Origin of the sequence: Kingella sp. SNUBH-2017, assembly GCF_028680565.1 — a bacterium.
GTDB classification, from domain to species: Bacteria; Pseudomonadota; Gammaproteobacteria; order Burkholderiales; family Neisseriaceae; genus Kingella_D; species Kingella_D pumchi.
In genome coordinates this window covers 304,983-328,608 of sequence record NZ_JAPHVK010000001.1, presented here as the reverse complement: position 1 = coordinate 328,608, position 23,626 = coordinate 304,983, and the positions used below count along the sequence as shown (strand labels likewise).

The 23,626-nt window shown below is 59.7% G+C and carries 21 protein-coding genes and 1 tRNA gene; 8 read left to right on the top strand and 14 right to left on the bottom strand.

The window, feature by feature from the left end:
- The first annotated feature begins 8 nt into the window (after positions 1–8).
- The 3 genes from OP500_RS01555 (at position 9) to htpX (ending at position 2,062) form a co-directional block, all read left to right on the top strand.
- Positions 9–344 (top strand): carboxymuconolactone decarboxylase family protein, encoded by a 336-nt coding sequence (locus OP500_RS01555; protein ID WP_274069970.1) that lies wholly within the window; start codon positions 9–11, stop codon positions 342–344.
- A gap of 134 nt (positions 345–478) precedes the next feature.
- Positions 479–856 carry a rhodanese-like domain-containing protein gene (locus OP500_RS01550; protein ID WP_238745162.1) on the top strand — a complete coding sequence of 126 codons (378 nt, stop codon included), beginning with the start codon at positions 479–481 and terminating at the stop codon, positions 854–856.
- A 351-nt stretch (positions 857–1,207) separates the two neighbouring features.
- Positions 1,208–2,062 carry a protease HtpX gene (gene htpX / locus OP500_RS01545; RefSeq protein WP_238745164.1) on the top strand — a complete coding sequence of 285 codons (855 nt, stop codon included), beginning with the start codon at positions 1,208–1,210 and terminating at the stop codon, positions 2,060–2,062.
- Positions 2,063–2,187: 125 nt separating this feature from the next.
- On the opposite strand, the gene rpsJ is transcribed toward htpX, so the two are convergent.
- The 5 genes from rpsJ to rpsL form a co-directional block, all read right to left on the bottom strand.
- Positions 2,188–2,499 carry a 30S ribosomal protein S10 gene (gene rpsJ, locus OP500_RS01540; RefSeq protein ID WP_238745166.1) on the bottom strand — a complete coding sequence of 104 codons (312 nt, stop codon included), beginning with the start codon at positions 2,497–2,499 and terminating at the stop codon, positions 2,188–2,190.
- Positions 2,500–2,517: 18 nt separating this feature from the next.
- The gene (gene tuf / locus OP500_RS01535) at positions 2,518–3,702 is read right to left on the bottom strand and encodes an elongation factor Tu (protein ID WP_274069969.1); all 1,185 of its coding nucleotides are present in this window, start codon (positions 3,700–3,702) and stop codon (positions 2,518–2,520) included.
- Positions 3,703–3,793: 91 nt separating this feature from the next.
- The gene (fusA, locus tag OP500_RS01530) at positions 3,794–5,899 is read right to left on the bottom strand and encodes an elongation factor G (protein ID WP_238745228.1); all 2,106 of its coding nucleotides are present in this window, start codon (positions 5,897–5,899) and stop codon (positions 3,794–3,796) included.
- Between the two features lie 18 nt (positions 5,900–5,917).
- Positions 5,918–6,391, bottom strand: a complete 474-nt coding sequence (gene rpsG, locus OP500_RS01525) for a 30S ribosomal protein S7 (protein WP_238745231.1) — start codon at positions 6,389–6,391, stop codon at positions 5,918–5,920.
- 109 nt (positions 6,392–6,500) lie between these two features.
- Positions 6,501–6,872, bottom strand: coding sequence for a 30S ribosomal protein S12 (rpsL, locus tag OP500_RS01520; protein WP_003783497.1), 372 nt, complete (start codon positions 6,870–6,872; stop codon positions 6,501–6,503).
- 179 nt (positions 6,873–7,051) lie between these two features.
- On the opposite strand from rpsL, the gene OP500_RS01515 reads away from it, so the two are divergent.
- Both OP500_RS01515 and OP500_RS01510 read left to right on the top strand, forming a co-directional pair.
- Positions 7,052–8,410, top strand: coding sequence for a dual specificity protein phosphatase family protein (locus tag OP500_RS01515; protein WP_238745233.1), 1,359 nt, complete (start codon positions 7,052–7,054; stop codon positions 8,408–8,410).
- Between the two features lie 279 nt (positions 8,411–8,689).
- Positions 8,690–9,682, top strand: a complete 993-nt coding sequence (locus OP500_RS01510; protein WP_238745235.1) for a hypothetical protein — start codon at positions 8,690–8,692, stop codon at positions 9,680–9,682.
- A gap of 69 nt (positions 9,683–9,751) precedes the next feature.
- On the opposite strand, the gene OP500_RS01505 is transcribed toward OP500_RS01510, so the two are convergent.
- The gene (locus OP500_RS01505) at positions 9,752–11,767 is read right to left on the bottom strand and encodes a prolyl oligopeptidase family serine peptidase (RefSeq protein WP_238745237.1); all 2,016 of its coding nucleotides are present in this window, start codon (positions 11,765–11,767) and stop codon (positions 9,752–9,754) included.
- Between the two features lie 490 nt (positions 11,768–12,257).
- Here OP500_RS01505 and OP500_RS01500 point away from each other — a divergent pair, with 490 nt between their 5' ends.
- Complete coding sequence (locus tag OP500_RS01500; protein WP_238745239.1) at positions 12,258–13,439, top strand: RNA ligase RtcB family protein; 1,182 nt, start codon at positions 12,258–12,260, stop codon at positions 13,437–13,439.
- The gene (gene prfH, locus OP500_RS01495; RefSeq protein ID WP_238745241.1) at positions 13,436–14,095 is read left to right on the top strand and encodes a peptide chain release factor H; all 660 of its coding nucleotides are present in this window, start codon (positions 13,436–13,438) and stop codon (positions 14,093–14,095) included. Before OP500_RS01500 ends, prfH begins: the two co-directional genes overlap by 4 nt.
- Positions 14,096–14,701: 606 nt before the next feature.
- Here the strand turns inward: prfH and OP500_RS01490 are convergent.
- Positions 14,702–16,018, bottom strand: coding sequence for a DUF945 family protein (locus OP500_RS01490; RefSeq protein ID WP_274069968.1), 1,317 nt, complete (start codon positions 16,016–16,018; stop codon positions 14,702–14,704).
- A 179-nt stretch (positions 16,019–16,197) separates the two neighbouring features.
- On the bottom strand, positions 16,198–17,085 hold the full coding sequence (locus tag OP500_RS01485) for a c-type cytochrome (protein ID WP_238745245.1): 888 nt from the start codon (positions 17,083–17,085) through the stop codon (positions 16,198–16,200).
- A gap of 259 nt (positions 17,086–17,344) precedes the next feature.
- On the opposite strand from OP500_RS01485, the gene OP500_RS01480 reads away from it, so the two are divergent.
- Positions 17,345–17,420 (top strand) — tRNA-Arg (locus OP500_RS01480).
- Positions 17,421–17,534: 114 nt separating this feature from the next.
- On the opposite strand, the gene OP500_RS01475 is transcribed toward OP500_RS01480, so the two are convergent.
- The 6 genes from OP500_RS01475 to OP500_RS01450 all read right to left on the bottom strand — a co-directional run bounded on the left by OP500_RS01475 (position 17,535) and on the right by OP500_RS01450 (position 23,620).
- Positions 17,535–18,071, bottom strand: coding sequence for an alpha/beta hydrolase (locus OP500_RS01475; protein ID WP_238745247.1), 537 nt, complete (start codon positions 18,069–18,071; stop codon positions 17,535–17,537).
- Positions 18,072–18,141: 70 nt separating this feature from the next.
- On the bottom strand, positions 18,142–18,915 hold the full coding sequence (locus tag OP500_RS01470; protein WP_238745249.1) for an exodeoxyribonuclease III: 774 nt from the start codon (positions 18,913–18,915) through the stop codon (positions 18,142–18,144).
- Positions 18,916–18,982: 67 nt separating this feature from the next.
- Positions 18,983–20,065 (bottom strand): undecaprenyldiphospho-muramoylpentapeptide beta-N-acetylglucosaminyltransferase, encoded by a 1,083-nt coding sequence (gene murG, locus OP500_RS01465; protein WP_274069967.1) that lies wholly within the window; start codon positions 20,063–20,065, stop codon positions 18,983–18,985.
- On the bottom strand, positions 20,062–21,315 hold the full coding sequence (gene ftsW, locus OP500_RS01460; RefSeq protein ID WP_274069966.1) for a putative lipid II flippase FtsW: 1,254 nt from the start codon (positions 21,313–21,315) through the stop codon (positions 20,062–20,064). The genes murG and ftsW overlap by 4 nt, the downstream gene beginning before the upstream one ends.
- Positions 21,316–21,356: 41 nt before the next feature.
- Positions 21,357–22,694, bottom strand: a complete 1,338-nt coding sequence (gene murD / locus OP500_RS01455) for a UDP-N-acetylmuramoyl-L-alanine--D-glutamate ligase (RefSeq protein WP_274069965.1) — start codon at positions 22,692–22,694, stop codon at positions 21,357–21,359.
- A 56-nt stretch (positions 22,695–22,750) separates the two neighbouring features.
- Positions 22,751–23,620 carry a hypothetical protein gene (locus OP500_RS01450; protein WP_274069964.1) on the bottom strand — a complete coding sequence of 290 codons (870 nt, stop codon included), beginning with the start codon at positions 23,618–23,620 and terminating at the stop codon, positions 22,751–22,753.
- Between the last annotated feature and the right edge of the window lie 6 nt (positions 23,621–23,626).

Genomic DNA, 23,626 nt, shown 5'->3' with positions numbered 1-23,626 from the left:
GAAATACCATGTTTGCCAACTGGCCCGAACACACCGCCCATGTGAAAAAATCTTTTGCCGCGCTGGGCAAAAACCATCCGAAAATGCTGCAGGCCTACGGCGCGCTCGAACAGGCCGCTGCCGCCGAAGCGCTGGACGAAAAAACGCGCGAGCTGATTGCGATCGCCGTCGCCATCACCACCCGCTGCGAAAGCTGCATCAGCGTCCACGCCGAGAAAGCCGCCAAAGCCGGCGCCACCGACAGCGAAATCGCCGGCGCACTGGCCACCGCCATCTCGCTGAACGCCGGCGCTGCCTACACCTACGCCCTGCGCGCGCTGGAAGCCATCGACAGCCAACGCTAAAACGCAACGGCATACAGGCAGCCTGAAAACCGATTTGCCGCTTTCAGGCTGCCTGCAAAAACCGGCTGCGCTGGCACGGCCAAACAGTCCGCGCTACAATTCGCGCCGTTTCATACTTCACACGGAGAACCGCCATGAAAACAATGTCCCGCCTGATGCTGCTTGCCGCTGTTGCCGCGCTGTCTGCCACTGCCCAAGCCGCACCGAAGGCCACGCCGCAAACCGCCGCCAAGGCCGCCGCACAGCCGGCCAAAGCCAAAGGCATCTGGATAGACGTGCGCACGCCTGAAGAGTTTGCCGAAGGCCATATCCAGGGTGCCGTCAATATTCCCGTTGACCAAATCGCCGGCAAAATCGCTGCCGTCAGCCCCAATAAAAACGCGCCCATCAATCTTTACTGCCGCAGCGGCCGCCGTGCCGAAGCCGCATTGCAGGAACTGAAAAAAATGGGTTACACCCAAGTCAGCAACCACGGCGGTTATCAAGATTTGCTGAAAAAAGGCGTACGCTAGGCGCAAAAGGACACCAAAACACACACTGCCACAGCCGTTCGGGAAACCGGACGGCTTTTTTCAGGCTGCTTTTCCCGCCAAGCAGCCTGAAAGGCTTGCGGATCGTCCGCCCAGCCCTTACGTTTTCAGGCATGATGTAAAGAAAAATTAAGCCGGTTAACAGCCGCTTCTTCCCAAAACTGCACAATACCCGATTTCAAGGGGTTCGCCCTTTGGGGCAGCCTGAAAACGGCTTTGCACAGTTTTGCCGAAAACATGTGTTTTTTCTAGGCATTTGTTGTCATAATCCGCCGCTGTCGAATTTGTTCCATAAACATAATAGGCGGTTATCCGCCGCAGGGTGCACGCCACATGAAACGCGTTTTTCTGTTTGCCGCTACAATTGCCGCGATGATGCTGCAACTGGGGGCGGTATTGGCATTTTTAGGCTGGAGCAGCGGTGTAAACACGCTCTCGAGCCTATTTTATTTTGCACTGCTGGCGGTGGCCAGTGCCTTAATATCCGTGCTGCTTTCCAAAACTTTGGCTCAAAATTCGGTTGGCGCCCAAGTGGTTGGCGAAGCAAAAAACGATACGGAAATATGGCTGCTGCAATGCGTGCGGGATTTGTCGCAGCAATGGGATTTGCAGCCGCCCAAAGTGGCGCTGTACCACTCGCCGGAATTGAATGCGTTTGCCGCCGGCAGCAGCCGAAACCGCGCGCTGATTGCGGTAAGTACCGGCCTTTTGGAAAATATGAGCCGCGATGAAGTGGAAGCGGTCCTGGCGCACGAAGTAGCGCATATCGGCAACGGCGACATGCTCACGCTGGCGCTGATGCAGGGTGTGGTGAATACGGTGGTGGTGTTTCCCGCCCATGCCGTCAGCCGCATGGCGGCAAAACTTGGAGCCGGTCAACGGCTGGTTGGCGGAGTGTATTTCGCCGCTTATCTCGGTTTTCAGTTTTTCTTCGGCTTTTTTGCCAGCGTAATCGTTTACCGTTTCAGCCGCGTGCGCGAATACCGCGCCGATGTTGGCGCCGCCCGTTTGGTCGGCGTGCCGAAAATGATTTGCGCCTTGCAGCGCCTGCGTGGTCGCGGCGGCTGTTTGCGGCAAGATATTACGACAATGGGCATCTCCGGCGAATCCGATGCCAAGCACGCCCAAACATGGCTGAGCTCGCATCCCAGCTTGGATAAACGGATTGAACGTCTGCGTATTCTGTAAACATTTCGGATATTGGTGCGTCAATTTGTTCATCGCTTCCCTACTTTCTCCGCTTACCCTTTACCCATCTACCAAACAAAAAAACCGAACGGGAAACCCGTTCGGTTTTTTGTTTCAGCCACTAATTATTGGACTTTGATTTCTACATCCACGCCTGCCGGCAGATCCAGTTTCATCAGGGCATCGGTGGTTTTGTCGGTCCAATCCACAATGTCCATCAGACGCAGGTGGGTGCGGATCTCCAGCTGTTCACGCGAAGTTTTGTTCACATGGGGAGAACGCAGCAGGTTGAAACGCTCGATTTTAGTCGGCAGCGGAATCGGGCCTTTAACAACGGCGCCGGTACGCTTGGCGGTTTCAACAATTTCCTGCGCGGAGCGGTCGATCAGGCTGTAATCGTAGGCTTTCAGACGGATACGGATTTTTTGGTTTGGCATTGATTCGGTATCCTTCGATTAAGCGATTACAGTAGAAACCACGCCGGCACCAACGGTACGGCCGCCTTCGCGGATGGCGAAACGCAGACCTTCTTCCATGGCAATCGGGGCGATCAGTTCTACGGTAATGGTTACGTTTTCACCGGGCATTACCATTTCCACGCCTTCTTCCAAAGTAACGGCACCGGTTACGTCGGTGGTACGGAAGTAGAACTGGGGACGGTAGTTGGCGAAGAACGGGGTATGGCGACCGCCTTCTTCTTTGCTCAGTACGTATACTTCGGCTTTGAATTTGGTGTGGGGGGTGATGCTGCCGGGTTTGGCCAATACTTGACCGCGCTCGACTTCTTCGCGTTTGGTACCGCGCAGCAGTACGCCGACGTTGTCGCCTGCCTGGCCTTCGTCCAGCAGTTTGCGGAACATTTCAACACCGGTACAGGTGGTTTTTTGGGTTTCTTTCAAACCGACGATTTCGATTTCATCGCCAACGTGGATGATACCGCGCTCTACGCGGCCGGTTACTACGGTACCGCGGCCGGAGATGGAGAATACGTCTTCGATCGGCAGCAGGAAGGGTTTGTCTACGGCGCGTTCGGGAGTGGGGATGTAGCTGTCCAGAGCGGCGGCCAGTTCGTAGATTTTTTCTTTGTATGCGGCATCGCCTTCCAGGGCTTTCAGTGCGGAACCTTGGATGATCGGGATGTCGTCACCGGGGAATTCGTAGCTGGAGAGCAGGTCGCGGATTTCCATTTCTACCAGTTCGAGCAGTTCGGCATCGTCAACCATGTCGCATTTGTTCATGAATACGATGATGTAGGGTACGCCTACCTGACGGGCCAGCAGGATGTGCTCGCGGGTTTGCGGCATGGGGCCGTCGGCAGCGGAGCATACCAGGATTGCACCGTCCATCTGGGCGGCACCGGTAATCATGTTTTTCACGTAGTCGGCGTGTCCGGGGCAGTCTACGTGGGCGTAGTGGCGGCCTTCGGTTTCATATTCCACGTGGGAAGTGTTAATGGTAATGCCGCGGGCTTTTTCTTCCGGGGCGTTGTCGATTTGGTCGTAGCCTTTGGCCTGACCGCCGAATTTTTCAGCCAGAATGGTGGTCAGCGCTGCAGTCAGTGTGGTTTTACCATGGTCAACGTGACCGATGGTGCCAACGTTTACGTGCGGTTTGCTACGTTCGAATTTTTCCTTAGCCATGAGCTAATTCCTTCATATAAAGATCATTAAAGAACAAATATCAGGCAGCCTGAAACGTATTTTGCCTTTTCAGGCTGCCTGACGGAGTTTGCTACCCTTTGCGGGCGGCAGTTACTTCGGCGGCGACGTGTGCCGGCGCTTCAGCGTATTTGGCAAATTCCATAGAGTAGGTGGCGCGGCCTTGGGTGGCAGAGCGAAGGTCGGTGGAGTAACCGAACATTTCTGCCAGCGGCACTTCGGCACGGACTTTTTTGCCGCCGATACCGTCGTCATCCATACCCAAGACAATACCGCGACGACGGTTCAAGTCACCCATCACGTCGCCCATATAGTCTTCAGGCGTTTCCACTTCAACGGCCATAATCGGCTCAAGCAGAACGGGGTTGGCTTTTTTCATGCCTTCTTTGAAAGCCATGGAAGCAGCCAGCTCAAACGCGATCTGCGAAGAGTCCACGTCATGGTAGGAACCGAAAATCAGACGGATGCGTACGTCCACAACCGGATAGCCGGCCACGATGCCGTTAGGCAGGGTGTCGCGAATACCTTTGTCGCAAGACGGAATGAATTCGCGCGGAATCACGCCGCCTTTGATTTCGTCGATAAACTCGTAGCCTGCGCCACCGGGTTCCATCGGTTCCATTTTGATCACAACGTGACCGTATTGGCCTTTACCGCCGGACTGTTTGACGTGTTTGGCTTCGGATTCGACTTCTTTGCGAATGGTTTCGCGGTAGGCCACTTGCGGAGCGCCCACGTTGGCTTCCACGCCGAATTCGCGTTTCATACGGTCGACGATGATTTCCAAGTGCAATTCGCCCATACCGGAAATAATGGTTTGGCCGGATTCTTCGTCGGTACGCACGCGGAAAGACGGGTCTTCTTTGGCCAGACGGTTCAGGGCGATACCCATTTTCTCTTGGTCGGCCTTGGTTTTCGGCTCAACCGCAATGTGGATTACCGGCTCGGGGAATTCCATTCGTTCCAGAATGATAGGAGAGTTCTCGGCACACAGGGTTTCACCGGTGGTAACGTCTTTCAGGCCGATTGCAGCGGCGATGTCGCCGGCGCGCACTTCTTCAATCTCGGTACGGTCTGCGGCAGTCATCTGCACCAGACGGCCGATACGCTCGCGGGTACCTTTAACCGAGTTCAGCACGCTGTCGCCTGATTTGACGACGCCGGAGTAAACGCGGATGAAAGTGAGCTGGCCGACGTATTTGTCGTTCAACATTTTGAATGCCAAAGCGGCGAACGGAGCTTCGTCGGAAGCTTTGCGGTTGTCGACTTCGTCGTTGCTGGGGTTTACGCCCTGAACCGGCGGAATGTCGGTCGGGGCAGGCAGCAGTTCAACTACAGCGTCGAGCATGCGTTGCACACCTTTGTTTTTGAAGGCAGAGCCGCACAGCATCGGCTGGATTTCACCGGCAAGCGTGCGCTGACGCAGAGCAGAAACGATTTCTTCTTCGCTCAGCTCTTCGCCACCCAGGTATTTGTCCATCAGTTCTTCGCTAGCTTCGGCGGCAGCTTCGATCATGTTTTGGCGCCATTCTTCGGCAGTCGCAACCAAATCGGCAGGGATGTCGCCGTAAGTAAAGGTGGTACCTTTGTCAGCTTCATTCCAAATGATCGCTTTCATCTTCAGCAGATCAACCACGCCTTCGAAGTTGTCTTCGGCGCCGACGGGAATCACGATCGGCACAGGGTTGGCGCGCAGACGGGTTTTCATCTGCTCAACCACGCGGAAGAAGTTGGCACCCTGGCGGTCCATTTTGTTTACGAAGGCCAGGCGCGGCACTTTGTATTTGTTTGCCTGACGCCATACGGTTTCAGACTGCGGCTGTACGCCGCCAACCGCGCAGTAAACCATTACCGCACCGTCGAGCACACGCATAGAGCGCTCTACTTCGACAGTAAAGTCCACGTGTCCGGGGGTATCGATAATGTTGAAGCGGTGTTCTTTAAACTGCTTGGCCATACCGGACCAGTAGGAAGTTACGGCAGCAGAAGTAATGGTAATACCGCGCTCCTGCTCTTGTTCCATATAGTCGGTGGTAGCCGCACCGTCGTGCACCTCGCCCAGTTTGTGGGTCAGGCCGGTGTAGAACAGGATGCGTTCGGTAGTGGTGGTTTTACCCGCGTCGATATGCGCGGAAATACCGATGTTGCGGTACAGTTCAATCGGAGTTTTACGAGCCATTTTTTCAGCCTTTGCAAATTAGAAACGGAAATGGGAGAAGGCTTTATTGGCTTCGGCCATGCGGTGTACTTCTTCACGTTTTTTCATTGCGCCGCCGCGGCCTTCCGCAGCGTCGATCAACTCGCCGGCCAAACGCAGATCCATGGATTTTTCACCGCGTTTGCGGGCGGCGTCGCGCACCCAGCGCATTGCCAGAGCCAGACGGCGTGCCGGACGAACCTCAACAGGAACTTGGTAGTTGGCACCGCCGACGCGGCGGCTTTTCACTTCCACCACGGGTTTGGCATTGTTAATCGCTTCGTTGAACACTTCGATGGCTTCTTTGTCGGAAACTTTCTTGGCGATTTGTTCCAACGCGCCGTATACGATGCGTTCGGCAACGGCTTTTTTACCGTCAATCATCAGCACGTTCATGAATTTGCTCAATTCCACGCTGCCGAATTTCGGATCGGGCAGAATCTCGCGCTTGGGGACTTCTCTACGTCTTGGCATTTTAATTCCTTAAAATCTTCAGTTGGGGCAGACCCATGAATACCCAGCGGGGCATTCACTTACTCGGCTTAGCCTTTCAGGCTGCCGATGTGCCAGTTGGTTGAACAGATTATTTCGGGCGTTTGGCACCGTATTTGGAACGGGCTTGTTTCCGGTCTTTCACACCGGCGGTGTCCAGAGAGCCGCGAACGGTGTGGTAGCGCACACCCGGCAAGTCTTTAACACGACCGCCGCGGATTAGTACCACGCTGTGCTCTTGCAGGTTGTGGCCTTCGCCGCCGATATATGAAATCACCTCGAAACCGTTGGTCAGGCGCACTTTGCATACTTTACGCAAAGCGGAATTCGGTTTTTTCGGGGTGGTGGTGTACACGCGGGTGCACACGCCGCGCTTCTGCGGGCATGCTTCCAGTGCGGGCACTTTGTTTACGTACACGGGCTTTTTACGGCCTTTGCGTACCAATTGGTTGATAGTAGGCATATTTACTTTTTCCTGTTGAGTAAAAATTCTTGCCGACACCATGCCGACAAGAGCGGAATTATATTATTTTTGGAAGCATCCGGTCAATAACAGAATGATATGCGGCACAAATTTCAGGCTGCCGGCCGGCTGTGTTACATTGCCGCGTCCATCCATCCACAAAACGGCAGCCTGAAAACATGAAACCGTCTTTTTTCCGCTCTTTGTGCGCGCTCGGGGCAACGGGATTGCTGTTTGCCCTGAGCTACGGCCTGCCCAACCATCTGGCCGCACAACGCGGCGGCGTGCCGGAGATTATGTTTGGCTGGGAAGCGCGGATACCGTTTTGGGCGTGGAGCATTCTGCCCTACTCTTCACTCACGCCGCTGTATGCGCTGGCCTTTTTTCTCTGCCGCAGCAAGGCGGAGCAAAACCGCTATCTGGCGCGGCTGTGGACGGCGCAGCTAACTGCCCTGCCGTTTTTCCTGCTGCTGCCGCTGCAGTTTTCCGCCGCCAAACCTGCAGCGGATGGCTGGGCGGGAATGCTGTTTGCTGCGGTGGCCGAGTTTGACCGCCCGTACAACCAGGCACCGTCGCTGCATGTGGCGTTTGCGTGGATTGTCGGGCGCTTTTATTTTTTCAGGCTGCCCGAACGCTGGCGGCCGGCGGTGCAGACATGGTTTGCGCTGATTGCGCTGTCGGTACTGACGACCTGGCAGCATCATTTTATCGACCTTGCCGGCGGCGCCCTGCTCGGCGCATTGGTGCTGTGGCTGTGGCCGGATGGCACTTCGCCGCTGCGGGCGCGCTCAGCGGCTTACCGCCGTCCGGCACGGATTTACCTGGCCGCCGCCCTTTTGTGCGCGCTGCCTGCATTATCCGGCGGCGCATGGCTGTGGAGCCTGTGGGCGGCGGTTTCCTGCCTGCTGGCCGCCGCGGCCTACGGCGGCTTAGGCGCAGCGGCGTTTCAAAAACAGGCCGACGGCTCGACCGCCGCGGCGGCAAAACTATTATTTCTGCCGTACAGCTTGGCAGCCCTGTGGGGCGCGCGCTGCTGGCTGCGCGCCAAACGGATGCCCCTGTGCGTGCCGTTTGCCGCCGGCGGCCGCCTGTATTTGGGCAGCCTGAACGCGCTGCGCTCCGCGCCCGGGCGGCCGCGTTTTCAGGCTGCCGTCGATTGCTGCGCCGAACAGCCCGCACCGTGGCGTCCGCCGCACTATCTCTGCGTGCCGATGCTCGATACCGTGCCGCCGCCCGCCGCCGATTTGCGTGACGCCGCTGATGCACTGCAAAACTTTCTGCGGCAAACCGACAGCGCGGTGCTGCTGTGCTGCGCGCTGGGTTTGGGGCGCAGCGCGGCAGTGGCGATGGTCTGGCTGCTGCGCCACGGCAGCTGCCGCGATTGGCAGCAGGCTTGGAACTGCCTGCAGCAGTCGCGGCCGCAACTGCGGCTGGCAAACGGCGCGCGCGAACAAATCGAACGCGCCGCCGCGCTGCCGGCTGCCGATATGTCCGAATACGGCAACAACCGTCCGCCCGGCGCAAGCCAAGCAGCCTGAAAACCCCTTCCGCCGTTTGCACGGCAATAAACGATAAAGCAGCCTGAAACCGCGCAAACGGCTTTCAGGCTGCTTTTTGGTGCGCGGTACGCCCCCTGCAAACTGCGTAGGCCGGATACTTGTATCCGACATTGCTTTTGCCTACCCGCATGCCGCCCTTGCGGCCGGCTGTCGGATTCGAGAATCCGACCTACGGGAGCGGTTTTCAGGCTGCTTGGCTTTCAGGCTGCTGCCAAACACTTATAATCCGGCTTTCCCCAAACCATCAGGAGCAACACCGTGAACCACCGGCTTTACGCATCCGCCACCGCCCTTTTGCTTGCCGTCTGCATTCCACATGCCGCTGCTGAAACAAAGCAGCCTGAAAGTAGCAGGCAGCCTGAAACCCAAATTGCGTCTGCACCCAAGCAGAACAGCGCATACCCGGCAGACGAAGCCAAAATCGCCCGCAATATGGCCGCCTGGGACAAGCTGATGGCCACGCCCGAGCAGCAGTATCCCAGCTTTGAAGAGTTGGAAGAGCAAAAGCGTAAACATCCGCGCGACAATATTCAATCGCTTATCAGGCATAAAAGAAACAACGAAGAATTTGCCAAGCACGCGGTACCGCTCAAGCAGATTCTGCCGCTGACCGATAAGGGCATTACGTCAATTGAAGTTTTTTACGGCGGAATGGCACCACCCCCTACCGGTATAGTTGTCGAGCGTTTTTTTGATGTAAAAAACAGCTATTCGCCATTCGAAATCGGCTTGCCGCCCGGCACCAATCTGCTGGTGGATGAAGTTTCGGTAAATGACAATACGTATAGCGATATGGCACATTTTATTCTGCCACCCGAGCGCTTTAGCGAATTTGCCGGCAGGCTGAACCATATCCGTGCCTGGCGTTATCCCAATCCCCAATCGGAATTTGAGTCTATAGAACACCGGCTGTTTATTTTAATTACCTATCAAGACGGCAGGCAGTGGGCTTTGGGAGCAAATCTTCGCTTTCATCAAGACCAATATCTGGAAGCCATTATTGTGCCCGAGCTGCCGCTGGCGGAGAGCAAATACAATTTTGTGTATTTGAGCCTGCGCGATATTGTGCTGCTGATGCAATATTTGGATGACCGGATGCCGGTTTTTTTAGAGAGATTTGATGCTAAAGAGCTTGGTTTAGTTAACGAACGCAGACAATGGAAGGAGATTCTGCAAAACATGAATCGCACCAAAAAACCGGTGGCTGCCAAGCAATCCCCAGCCCGCGGCAAACGGCAGATCCGCCGCTAATCCCCAAACCAAGCAGCCTGAAACCCGTGCAAACGGTTTTCAGGCTGCTTTTATTGTTGTCCGCCGCAATCAGGCGGCGACGATGCTTTCATGCAGAAAGCGCAGGATGCAGGCCAGCTCGGCGGCGGTTTCTTCCTGCGTGCCGTTGCCGGTGTGGCCACCGCCGGCGGGGGCGTAGAGCCAGGCATTGGCGTTTTGGCTTTGGCGCAGGCGGGCGTAGAACTTCAGGGCGTGGGCGGGGTGGACACGATCGTCGCTCAGGCTGGTGGTAATCAGCGCGCTCGGGTAGCGGCGTTCGGCATCGAGATTGTGGTAGGGCGACAGCGTGGCCAGCAGCGGGCGCATAGTTTCGTCGTCGGGGTCGCCGTATTCTTCTATCCAGCTGGCGCCGGCGGACAGGCGGTGGTAGCGCAGCATATCGGTCAGCGGCACTTCGCACACCAGCGCGCCGATGCTTTCAGGCTGCCGTACAAAGGCAGATGCGGTGAGCAGGCCGCCGTTGCTGCCGCCTTGGATGGCGGTGCGTTTGGGAGACGACAGGCCGCGGCGGTGCAGATCGGCGATAACGGCGAGCAGATCGTCGGTGCTTTTGTGTTTGTTTTCGCGGCGGGCGGCGTGGTGCCAGTGGGCGAACTCGCCGCCGCCGCGCACATTAGCCAGCACAAAGCTGTGTCCCTGCGCGAGCCAGTGACGGCCGATATTGCCCAGATAGTGCGGCAGCTCGGGCACGCCGAAGCCGCCGTAGGCGTAAACCAGCGTCGGCGTATCGGCGCTGCGGCGGCTGCCGACCCAGTAATAGGGGATGTTTTCGCCGTCGGCCGATACCGCCCAAAACTGCTCGACGCCCAAGCCGGCGCTGTCAAACTGCTGCGGCTGGCGGCGCAACACGCTCAGTTCCATCACCTGCAAATCCAGCGAAAACAGGGTGAGCGGGGTGAGAAAATCGCTGGCGGCCACATACAGCACATCGCCGCCCCACGGCTGATCGGTCAGCTCCAAAGCGCCTTGGGGCAGCGCGGGCAGGGTTTGCTCGTGCCAGCCGTCGGCGTCCAGCTTCCAGGCTTTCAGGCTGCCTGAAACCTTGTCGAGCACCGACGCAACCACAAAGCGCTTGGTGGTTTCCACGCTTTCGAGCGACTGGCGATTGTTGGGCGCAAACAGCAGCTCCGCTTCGCCAAGCCGGCCTTTGGAAAGTTTGACCGCCACCAGACTGCCCGCCGGATAGCTGTGCTTGGCGCGACGCCATTCGCTTTGCAGGTGCAGCAGCAGCCGACCGCCGAGATAGCCGGTGATGTCGCAGTCTTCAGGCAGCTTGAGCGGCTGCGGCACCAAATCGGCACCGACCTGGTAATAGGTTTTGCTGAAAAAGCCGTGCGACGATTCGATCAGATCAATCGGCGCGCCCTGGCCGTCGAGATAGCGCCAGGCGTGCACCATCACGCCGGCGGCGTCCATTTCGTACACCGGCTCGGCTTCGGCAAAACTCTGGTCGCGCCGCAGCAGCCACACCTGCCGCGGATAGCCCGATTCGGTGAGCTGGCGCTCGTCCCACGCGGGGCAGACCCACACGCTGTTTTCGTCGCGCCAGGCGATGTGGCTTTTGCCGGCGGGAAAATGAAAGCCGTTTTCCACCACCGCGCCGGCGGCCAGATCGAATTCCAGCGTATAGGCGGTGTCGCCGCCGGCAATGCTCAGCGACAGCAGCACTTTTTCAGGCTGCTCGACATAGTGCGACACGCCGTCGAGATAAACATCGTCGCCCAAGATTTCGTCGAAGGCCGCCACGTCAAACAGCACCCGCCACTGCGGCAGCCCGCTGCGGTAAGACGCGGCGCTGCACACGCGGTACACGCCTTTCGGATGCTCGGCACTCTGGTGGAAATGGTACATCTGCGCGCGGTGTTCCTGACAAAACGGAATCTGGTTTTCGTCCTGCAGCACGGCGGTGATGTCGGCTTTCAGCGCTTCGTAGTCCGTCCCCCGCGCGAAATGCGACAGGGTTTCGGCATGGGCTTGGGCGGCGAAAGACTGGACGGCAGGGTCGTCCAGCCGTTCCAAATAGGCAAAGGGATCGTGTGGCGTCATGGTGGCAGGCAGCCTGAAAAATCGTTAAAGGGGCGGATTATAGCGAAAAGCGCCCTGCCCTTCGCGCCGCCCTTCGCGCCGCCCCTTGGACGACAACGACACGGCGCGACCGTCTCGCAAACGCCACACCCGCCGCCCGAACGCCCGTTCCCAGCACCGGCGCGGCTTTCAGGCTGCTTTGCCGCGACAACCCAACCCGTTTCGCCCCCGCCCAATCCCACGCAAACTTGCCCGCCGCCGCCATTGCCCCTAAGATGCCGCCCTTTTCCCACCCCATGCAAAGAAAGGACAGGCCATGAAACACGCAAACCGTCTCCCAATCATTCTTTGCAGCCCGGCCGCTTAGGCAGCATCTTCCTGCCCGCATCGGGCTGCTTTCCCCAATTTTTTCACACACGCTTGGTCAAAACCCGCCGCAACCGGCGCGTTTTTGCTGCCTGACGTTTTTTAAAACGGCTTTCAGGCTGCCCCTGCGTGGGAAAGTACCGATATGGGCAATCACATCCCAAACATCTCCCTAATTTCCACCCCCGATACCTGGCTGGAAGGCAATGCCGTGCGCCAGCTCGAAACCACCGCCCGTCTTCCCGCCATGCGCCGCGTGGCCGGCATGCCCGATCTGCACGCCGGCCGCGGCTACCCGATCGGCGCGGCCTTTTTCAGCGTCGGCCGTTTTTATCCCGCACTGATCGGCGGCGACATCGGCTGCGGCATGGCCTTCTGGCAAACCGCCGTCCCCGCCGCCAAAAGCAAACCCGCCAAGCTCGCCAAACAAATCGGCAATATCGACGCGCCTTTAGGCGGCGAATGGCAGGCGCGGATCAACGAAATCCTGCCCGACTCCCCCTTTCAGGCTGCCTTGGGCACCATCGGCGGCGGCAACCATTTTGCCGAGCTGCAAACCGTTGATACCGTTTACCGCACCGATTTGCTGCCTGAAAACTTCCGTGCCGACGCGCTGCAACTGCTCGTCCACAGCGGCTCGCGCGGGCTGGGCGGAGACATCCTGCGCCGCCACGTTGAAGCATTCGGCCATCAAGGTTTGAACGACAACAGCGCCGACGCCCAAGCCTATCTGGCCGAACACCAATCAGCGCTCGCCTTTGCCCGCGCCAACCGCCTGCTGATTGCCGAACGCATCCTGCACAAGCTTCACAGCAGCGGCGAATGCCTACTCGACGTGCACCACAACTTCCTTGAAGCCGCCGCGTTTGACGGCGAAGCGGGCTGGCTGCACCGCAAAGGCGCCACCCCCGCCGATCAGGGCTTGGTGCTGGTTCCCGGCTCGCGCGGCGACTACAGCTATCTCGTCGCCCCCGCCGCCGGTCGGGAAACCGCCCTGCGCTCGCTCGCCCACGGCGCCGGCCGCAAATGGCAGCGCGGCGAATGCAAAGGCCGTCTGTCGCACAAATACTCCGCCGACAGCCTGCGCCGCACCGCCTTCGGCAGTCTGGTCGTCTGCGCCGATAAAGCGCTGGTTTATGAAGAAGCCCCGCAGGCCTACAAAAACATCGACAGCATCATCGCCGCCATGCACGCGCACAGCCTGATTGAATTGGTGGCGCGCTTCAAACCGGTTTTAACCTACAAAACCGGCGGCGAATGCGCCGGCCAAGGCGACGACGACGCAAACGGTAGCCGTGCCAAGCAGCCTGAAAGGAGCAGACGATGACACCAAATATCCCGTTCAGGCAGCCTGAAAACGGCGCCGCCACCCTGCAAATCTCCACCGCCCAAGGCCCGGCCGAGTGCCGCATTTTCGCCCGTTTCGTGCTGGCGCAAATCCTGCGCGAAGCCGAACAGGCGGGTGCGGCGGCGCAAGTGCTTGAAGAAACCGCCGACAAGCACGGCATTCTCTCCGCCCTTGTCCGCCTTTCAGGCTGCCTGGCCGACGACACCGCGCAGCGCTGGCAGGGCACGCTGCAATGGGTGTGCGACAGCCCGCTGCGCCCGCGCCATCCGCGCAAAAACTGGTATATCGGCGTGTTCAGGCTGCCTGAAAACCGCGCGGAACACGATACAGGCAATCCTGCCGACATCGTTTTCCAAACCTGCCGCGCCGGCGGCAAAGGCGGCCAGCACGTCAATAAAACCGAATCCGCCGTACGCGCCACCCATACGCCCAGCGGCATCAGCGTGCGCGTGGAAAGCGAACGCAGCCAGCACGCCAACAAAAAACGCGCGCTGGAACTGCTCGCGCTGAAACTCGCCGCCCGCCGCCAGGCCGACGCCGCCGGACAGGCCGCCGACGCGCACAAGTCGCTGTACCGCGTAGAGCGCGGCAACCCCAAACGGGTGTTTCGCGGCACGGCGTTTGCCGAGCGCTGAAACGAGTTTCAGGCTGCCTTGCAACAAAACAGCAAAAAGCAGCCTGAAAAACCTTTCAGACTGCCTTTCAGACGGCGACCCAAAGCAAAGCAGCCTGAAACCGTCCATCCCGCGGCGCCCTTTGCTCCCTCCCCTGCGCCCAAGCGCGGGGGGGTTGGGGTGGGGGCGTTTCGACAGAAACGCTGGTTTGTGCAGCGCAAACGTTTGCCCCCACCCCAGCCCTCCCCCGTTTTGACGGGAGAGGGAGCACCGTTTGCAGGCAGTTTGGCGTATTCAGGCTGCCTTTTTCGGGTTTGGAATGGGATAAAGGCGATAAGGCGGCACCGTTTTCGGTGCGCGGGGCGTACCCGCTGCCGTTTGCACCGTTGCCGTCCGGCTGTAGGGTGCGCACCGCGCACCGTCTGGCGGTATTGCGGCTTGGGTCAAGACCCAACAATGCAGCGCAACCCCCTGCTGATGTTGGCTTTGCCACCCAAGCTATCCGCTAAAAACAAAAAAGACTGCCCAAAGGGCAGCCTGAAAAGCCGCACCGCCTTTGTGCGCAACGGCAAAAAGCAGCCTGAAACGGCATCCGAACCGTTTCAGGCTGCTTTTGTCTGCTTGCTTTTACTGCTTCTCGATCGACATCACGATTTTGTCGCCCTCTTCGCGGCCGCCGGTGAGTGTGACGATTTCTGCAACGGCTTTGGCGATTTCTTCGTCGCTGGGTTCTTGGCCTTTTTTCTCGAGTCTGGCGATTTCTCGGATCAGTTTTTTATCGATGCTGGCGCGGGCGCTGTAGCGTAGGGCTTCCCATGCTTTGCTCGGGAGGTTTTCCGCGGTGTAGTCGCCGGCGGGCAGGCTGGCTTGGGCCTCGGCGGTGGCGGTGCCGCCGTTGAAGGACAGCTGGTTGCCTTTAGATTCGGCGCTTACGCCGTTTTTGGCCAGCTCGACGATAAAGTCCTGCATCGCCCGCGTCTGCTCTTCATGCGGCACGCAGGTCTGGCTTTGGCGCTTGAGCAGCGCGTGCAGTTTTTCCAGCGCGGCGATGTTCAGACCCTTGATGTGGCTGTTTAAATGGATTTTGTCGATGGAATAGCGCCCTCTGCCGAACTGGTCGCTGCTGCCAAAAGAAAAGCGGCCGATGTCGCCGTTCCAATTGTAGGACAGGGTTTTGCCGTCGGCGGTTTGCGTGCCGCCCATTTTCAGGTTGCTCAAACGCATATCGCCGCTGCTGTTGGTGAAGCTGAAGGATTCGATATCGAGTTTGTCGCTGCCCGATACCGGACGGCTGCCGAAGGTACTGATGCCGATATCGTTGTAGTAATTCAGGTTTTTCAGTTCAAACTCGGCGCTATCCCTGCCTGCCTGGCTGATTTTCACCAGGGGCATACTCAGCTCGAAGGAGCGGATTTCGGTTTCGCCATCTTGGCGCCCGCCTTTGAAACGGCCGCTGATTTGCTGCCATTCGATGCGAAAGTCGTCGCGGGTAACGGCCAAATCGCCTTCGCTGTTCATCGCCGGTTTGCCGTCGGCATGGCTGCCGGCGGGCACTTTCAGGCTGCCGTCGATATCGCCCGTCCAGCCGATAGCGGTATCGGTGTCAAACAGCAAAACTGCGCTGTTGTCTTTGGGGCGCACCAGATAGATTTTCGATTCGACGCGGTAGCCGGTAAGACTGCGGTGCAGGATGTCTTCGCCGCGGACGATGAATTTCAGGCTGGGATCGCACAAATCGGGGGTGATTTCGCCCGTCCACGCGGCTTTGCCGGACAGGGGGCCCATAGAGAAGTTATTGAGTTTGACGGCGAAACGTTTGTCGTTGAGATTAAAGCTGTTGCGGTAGCTGTCTTCGAGCCGGCTGCCCATATAGTAGCTGCCGCCGGCGAGACCGCCGCCGATTAGAACGATGCCGATCAGGCTGCCGGTAAGTGCTTTGTTCATGGTTTTTCCTTTGATCAGTTGTGAACGGGATTGCGGGTGCCGCTTGGCGGGCGTTTCAGGCTGCCTGCCGCTGCGGCGGTCTTGATAACGGACAAACGGTTTTCAGGCTGCCTGAAAGCTGCTTACAGATAAAGCGCAACCACCAAGGATTGCGCTTTATTTGCTTTTTCAGGCTGCCTTTACAGGCCGGATTCTTTAAGCATGTACTCGACTGCGGCTTTGACTTCGTCGTCGCTCAAATCCGGATTGCCGCCGCGGGCGGGCATGGCGTTGAAGCCGGAGATGGCGTGTTTGTACACGGTGTCTTTGCCCGCTTTCAGGCGCGGCGCCCATTCGTCTTTGTGGGTAATGCGCGGGATATTGGGAATGGCGGACGATGCGCCGTGGCAGGCGAAGCAGGTTTTGTCGAAAATGGCTTTGCCGGCGGCGGCATCGGCTTTGGGTGCGGCATCCGCTTTGCCTTCGGCTTTGGCTTCTGCTTTACCTTCGGCTTTGGGCGCTTCGCCGGCGGCACCAGCATCGGCGGTGGCGCCTGAAGCGGCGCTGTCGGATGCGGCAGCGGTGGCTGCGCCGCCGGCCTGCGGTTCGCTGAAGTTGGCGCCGGATTTGTTGGCCATGTAAACCAATGCGCGGGCGACTTCTTCGTCGGTCAGGTCGGACGCGCCGCCTTTGGCGGGCATATTGCCGCCTTCGGGGCCGCTAAAGCCGTTGATGGCGCTGTTGAGCAGGGCGTCAAAGCCTTTGGCGATGCGCGGCGCCCATTGGTCGTTGTGGGTGATTTTGGGCGAGAAGGCGGTGGATGCGTCGGCGGCGTGGCATTGGACGCAGACTTTGTCGAACACCTGCTGGCCGGTACGCTGGCCGGGCTCGGTACCGTCGCCCTCTACCAGGCGGCCGACGGGCATGATGCGGGTTTCGGTGGCATCTTCGGTGGTTTCGGCAACGTCGCCTTCGTATTTGGTGGTGGCAAGTTTGACCAGCAGGAACAGCACGGCTATCAGAATCAGGATGCCGCCCAGCAGGGTAATCAGCGCCGAACCTTGCGCTTGTTTTTTCGGGTTCTTCATTTAATCGGGCCTCACCGTTTTGGTAATTGTGGAGTGTTCTGCAAAGCCGGCCGGCAAAGCGGTTGCGGCTTCTTTGTATAAGTTAATTTACATTAACATGAATTTTCGCGATTATACTCAATCCGCCTTGCCTTTCCAATCGGAAATTTTGGCGTGCATCAAAAAAACAGGGCGGCGGCAGCCTGAAAATACGGGCGGCGAGCGCAGGCTTTTTTGCCAAACGGCGTTTTTTCGGGTATTCTTGCGCCCGTTTTGCGCGGTACCCGTAGCTCAGTTGGAAGAGCGTCAGTTTCCGAAGCTGAAGGTCGCTGGTTCGATCCCAGTCGGGTGCGCCAATGATTTCTTTGCCCAGCGGCAGCCTGAAAACGGCTGCCGCTTTTTTCAGGCTGCTTTTTCGCGCCGGCGCTGCACGCAAACGGCAAATCTGCTCCCGCCGCGCCTAATAAAGTCTAATAAATCAGCATTTCCTGCATCAGCCGCATGCCCCACTGCCAGCCGCCCATTTCGCCGTTCAAACGCCCCGTATGCGGCGATACCAGCAGGCGGGCGCGCCATTGTTCGGCCTGCTGCCGCGCCCAGGCTTCGGGGCTGCGCTCGTCGCCGCTGCCGATAACCAGCGCGGTTTTGCAGTTGAAACGGCAGCGCGCAAGAGTGTGGTACTCGTCGTCCTGCCAGGCTTCGCGCGACGGCGACACCAAAATCACGCCGGCAACACGGCGCTGGGCGGCGGTGTCGGTTTGGTAATACCACGCGGCGGCGGCCAGCGCACCGGCTCCGTAGGCCACCAGCATCACCGCGCCGTTGCCGCGGATGGCGGCAAAAGCAGCCTGAACGCCGCGCTGCCATTGCTCGATGCTTTGGGCAGCCGAGCAGGCGGTGCTCTGCACCATCGGATAGCTGTATTCCCAGCGCTCGCTCCACAGCGCGGGCTCGCCGGCGTCGCGCACAATCAGCAGGGTCAGGCTTTCGAGATCGGAAAAATGCATGGCTGGGTTGGGGCTTGGCGTGGACAAAGCGCCCGCGCGTTTCAGGCAGCCTGAAACGCGCGGGCGGGCTTTATAGGGAATAGTCGTAATCGACCACCAAAGGCGCGTGGTCGGAAAAACGCTCGTCTTTGTAAACCGACGCGCTGCGGACGGCGGCGGCCAGGTTCGGCGTGGCCATCTGGTAGTCGATGCGCCAGCCGACGTCTTTGGCATAGGCCTGGCCGCGGTTGCTCCACCAGGTGTAGCCGGGCGCTTCGGGATACAGCTCGCGCCAAGTGTCGTGCCAGCCCAATTCGTTGATGACTTTGCCCATCCATTCGCGCTCTTCGGGCAGGAAGCCGGAATTTTTCTGGTTGCCTTTCCAGTTTTTCAGGTCGATGTTTTGGTGGGCGATGTTCCAGTCGCCGCAGATGACGATGTCGCGCCCTTCGCCGTGCATGGCATCGAGCATCGGGTAGAAAACGTCCAGAAAACGGAACTTGGCTTCCTGCCGCTCGGGGGCGCTGCTGCCGGACGGCAGATAGAGCGACACCACGCTTAAGCGGCCGAAATCGGCGCGCACGAAGCGGCCTTCGCGGTCGAACTCGTCCACGCCGATGCCGGTTTGCACGCGGTCGGGTTGGCGGCGGCTGTAAAGGGCAACGCCGCTGTAGCCGCGTTTTTCGGCGCAATGCCAGGCGCCGTACATGCCGTGCGGGCGTTTCATGTCGTCGGCCAAATCGGCTTCCTGTGCTTTGAGTTCCTGCACGCAGACGAAATCAGCCTCTGCGGCGGCGAGATAATCGAGAAAGCCTTTTTTGTAGGCGGAACGGATGCCGTTGAGATTGGCGGAAATAATGCGCATAGGTATTCGGAAACGGGAAAGACAAACCAAGGCAGCCTGAAAACGCTTTTCAGGCTGCCTGCTTTTTTCAGGCTGCCCTGACGGTGGCCAGCGCGGCATCAGCGACGCGCTCGGCGCTGTCGGGCATCGCCAGCGTGCGGGCGTTTTGCGCCCAGCGCAGGCAGGCGGCGCGGTCGAGTCCGGCCAGCACCGCGGCCAGACGGGCGGCATCAAGCTGCGCCTGCGGCAGCAGCAGGCCGGCTTCGGCAGACACCATAAAGCGGGCGTTGGCGGTTTGGTGGTCGTCCACCGCCTGCGGGAAGGGCACCAGCAGCGCGCCGACGCCGGCGGCGGTGAGCTCGGCAACGGTCAGCGCGCCGGCGCGGCAGATGAGCAAATCGGCATCGCGGTACACCGCGGCCATGTCGTCGATAAACTCAACGCACTCGGCCGCTACGCCGGCCTGGCGGTAGGCTTCCTGTAACGCTTCGAGATTGCCGCGGCCGGACTGGTGGACAATCTGCGGCCGCCGCTCTTCGGGCAGCAGCGCCAGCGCAGCGGGCACGATGGTATTGAGCGCGCGTGCGCCCAGGCTGCCGCCGACCACAAAGATTTTCAGGCTGCCTTCGCGGCCGGCAAAGCGCTCCTGCGGTGCGGGCAGACCAGCAATATCGGCGCGCACCGGATTGCCGACCAGGCCGTCGGGCCGGTTGGGGAAGGCCTGCGGAAAGGCGTACAGCACCCGCGCCGCCGTTTTCGCCAGCTTGCGGTTGGCCAAGCCGGCCACCGCGTTTTGCTCGTGGACAATCAGCGGCAGCCCCAGCGAGCGCGCGGCAACGCCGCCCGGATAGGTAACGAAGCCGCCGAAGCCGATCACGGCATCGACCTGATGGCGGCGCAGGGCGGCGCGGGCGGCGCGCACGGCCTTAAACAGCATCCACGGCAGCGCGGCCAGCCGCAGCAGGCCGTTGCCGCGCACGCCTTTCATCGCCACCGTTTCCAGCGTGATGCCGTGCTGCGGCACCAGCCGCTCTTCCATGCTGCCGCTGCTGCCGAGCCATACTACGTTGCAGCCGCGTTCTTTGAGCGCCGCCGCTACCGCCAGCGCGGGGAAAATATGGCCGCCGGTGCCGCCGGCCATCAGCATAAAGGTGGGGGAAGTTTTGCTCATGTTTTCGCTCCTTGCGCCCTTGCTTCGGGCTGCGCCTGCTTTCTGTCGCGCGGGTCGAGCACGTCGTCGTAACCGCGCATGCTGCGGCGGGTTTCGTAATCGACGCGCAGCAGCATGGTAAAGGCCGCCATCATCACCAGCAGCGACGAGCCGCCGTAGGAAACCAGCGGCAGGGTCAGCCCTTTGTTGGGCAGCAGGCCGATGTTGACGCCGATATTGATAAAGCTCTGCGCCGCCACCCACACGCCGATGCCGGTGGCGATAAAGGCGTTGAAATACATGTTTTGGTCGCGCGCCATTTTGCCGATGCTCAGCGCGCGCCACACAATCCACAGATAGGTGAAAATCAACAGCGCCACCGTTATCAGCCCCAATTCTTCGCCGATTACCGCCAAGATAAAGTCGGTATGCGCTTCGGGCAGGAAGCCGCGTTTGAAAATCGCCTTGCCCAAACCCTTGCCAAACAGGCCGCCGCTTTCCATCGACAGCAGCGAACCGAGTCCCTGAAAGCCGGTGCCGTTAGCATCAATCCACGGCGTCAGCGCCACTTCGAAGCGGCGCAGGCGAAAATCGGTGGTGGCGATCACCAGCACCGCCAGCGAAACGCCGGCGCCCAGAATCAACAAAAACCAGCGCCACGGCAGGTTGGCGATAAACAGCAGCGCCACCACAATCGCAAACACCACCAGCGCCGATCCCAAGTCGCGGGTAGCGTAAATCAGGCCGATGCCGACACCGGTGGGCAGCGCCACCCAGCTGACGCGCTTGAAGTCGTCGAGCACGTTGAGCTTGCGCTTCAGAAAGCTCGCCATATACATAATCGTTACCAGCTTAAACAGCTCGCTGGGCTGGATTTTGATAAAACCCAGCGACAGCCAGCGGCGGGCGCCGTTTACCGTTTCGCCCAAAAAGGGGACGAAACACATCAGCAGCAGCAGCATTACCAAAATGTATTTGGTCAAGCGCTGCCAAATCCACATCGGCACCTTCGCAATCAAATAGGCGCACAGCACCAGCCCGAACAGCACGAACTTGGCCTGCTTGAACAGATACACGGTACGCTGGTCGAAATTGTGGGGATCGAGCTGCGATGCGGATGCGGAAAACACCATCACCAGCCCCAGCCCCAGCAGGCCGAGCAGCACCCACAGCAGGGTTTGGTCGTAAACGTCGCCGTTTTTCTGCAGGTTGCGGTTAAACAGGTTGGACTCGTCGGAGCAGTAGTGGAAAAAGCGGGTAATCGGATTCATAAAGGGCCAATACGGGGCGGGCGAAACGCTTTCAGGCTGCCTTAAAGGGCGGCGACGGCGGCGGCAAATACTTCGGAGCGGTGGGCATAACCGCGGAACATATCCAGACTGGCGCAGGCCGGACTCAGCAAAACGGCATCGCCGCTGCGGGCGGCGGCATAGGCGCGGCGCACCGCTTCGGGTAGGTCGGCGCAAAATTCGCCGGTAATGCCGGCGGCGGCCAGATCGGCAGCGATTTTCGGCGCGTCGATGCCGATCAGAAACACCGCGCGCGCCTTGTCTTTAAGGACAGCCGCCAGCGGCGCAAAGTCCTGCCCCTTGCCCTGGCCGCCGGCTATCAGCACCAGCGGCCGGTTCAGGCCGGCCACCGCTGCGGCGGTGGCGCCGACATTGGTACCTTTGCTGTCGTCGATAAAGTCGATGCCGTTTTTCTCGGCGATTTTTTCCACGCGGTGCGGCAGGCCTTTGAAACTGGCAACATGGCGCAGCAGTTCGGCGCGTTCGATGCCGATGGCTTCGCACAGCGCCAGCGCTGCCAGCACGTTGGCCAGATTGTGCTGCCCCTGCAGCGGCACTTGCGATTGTGCCAGCAAAGTGTCGCCGCCGGCTTTCAGGCTGCCTGCAGACTCGTCAAACCAATAATTTTCAGGCTGCTTCAGCGAAAACCATTCGACGCGGCGGCCGCTGCGGCGCATGGCGCGGCAGAACACATCGTCGCCGTTGAGCACCTGCACGCCGCTACCGCGAAAGATGCGGTCTTTGGCGTGGGCGTAGTCGAGCAGATCGTCGTAGCGCTCGAGATGATCTTCGGAAATATTGAGTACCGCGGCAGCGGCGGCATTCAGGCTGCTGGTGGTTTCGAGCTGGAAGCTGGAGAGTTCGAGCACCCACACGTCGGCTTTTTTGCCGCCGCGCGCCATTTCGGCTTCCAGCACCGGCAGGCCGATGTTGCCGGCCACCACGGTATCCAGCCCGCTTTCGCGGCACAGGTGGCCGACCAGGCTGGTTACCGTGGTTTTGCCGTTGCTGCCGGTGATGGCGATCACCGGATCGCCGCGCTTCGCAAGAATCTGCGCCAGAATTTCGACATCGCCGAGCACGCGGCCGCCGCGCGCTTCAAAAGCGGCGATTTCAGGCTGCCGGCGGCTGATGCCGGGGCTGAGCGCCAGCGTGTCGAAACCATTGTCCAGCGCGTCTTTCAGGCTGCCTGAAAAGCAGTCCAGATTCGGAAAACGCTCTTGGAGCGCGCTGCGGCGCTCGGGCGGCAGGTTTTCGTCGTAGGCGGCAACGGCGGCGCCGGCTTCGCGCAGATAGGCGATCATCGAAACGCCGCTGCCGCCGATGCCGGCGACCAGAATGTGTCGGTTTTGCCAGTTCATGCTGTTGGTTTTAATCCGTGTTGGTATTTGCTTTCAGGCTGCCTGAAACAGCCGGGCTATTTGCGCCCTTCCTGCACTTCTACCGAAATCACGCCCGGCTCGTCGGGCAGGCGGGAAACGGCTTCGTCGTCGTTCAAATCGATGCGGGTGCCGGCGCGCTGCACGCGGCGGCCGCTGCTCTCGGCCGGCTCGGCCGGCGGCGGGGCTTTCGGCGCGGGCATGTCGATGCGCGGTTCGCTGTCGATTATGCGCTCCGGCCGCCGCGCTTCGCCATTGTCGGGACGTGGTGCAGGAATTTCGGCGGGCGTATCCCATTCGTTGGCGGTTTGGCTCAGGGAAACCGCGGCGCCGGTTTGCGGGTAGTCGATGTCCTGATAGCTGCCGTCGCCCACCGCGACAATCTGTGCCGTCATCCGTCGCGAGCCGGCCTGGCGCACGGCATCTCGCCACCATTTTTCGTCATCCAGCGGCACGGCGATTACGGTTTCGCCACCGGGCGCGAGCAGGCTGGACAGTTTCACCGGAATGCCGACGGCTTTGGCATCGGCCTTGCCGTCGAGATACAGCGTCAGGCTCACATACACCGACGATACGGCGAAACTGCCGCTGTTACGCAGCGACAGCAGCACGCGCGGGCGGCCGTTGCGGTAGGAAAACTCGCCCGCTTCGATGGCAACGTCCTGCCCGCTGCTGACGCTCTCGGCCGAAGACCCGTAGTTGATGCCCGAAGCCGATGCGGGCGCAAAGCCGTCGCCGCCCGAGCGCATCTGCGACGCCGCCGAAGCACCCTGCCCGGCCTGCAGGCCTTCGGCGCTTTTGCCGGCGGCGTCGATAAACTTCCAGCCCCAATAGCCGAAGGCGCCGAACAGCGCCATGCCGATCATCCAAATCGCGGTTTGAATCTTATTTTCCGAAGAAGAAGACATTTGTGC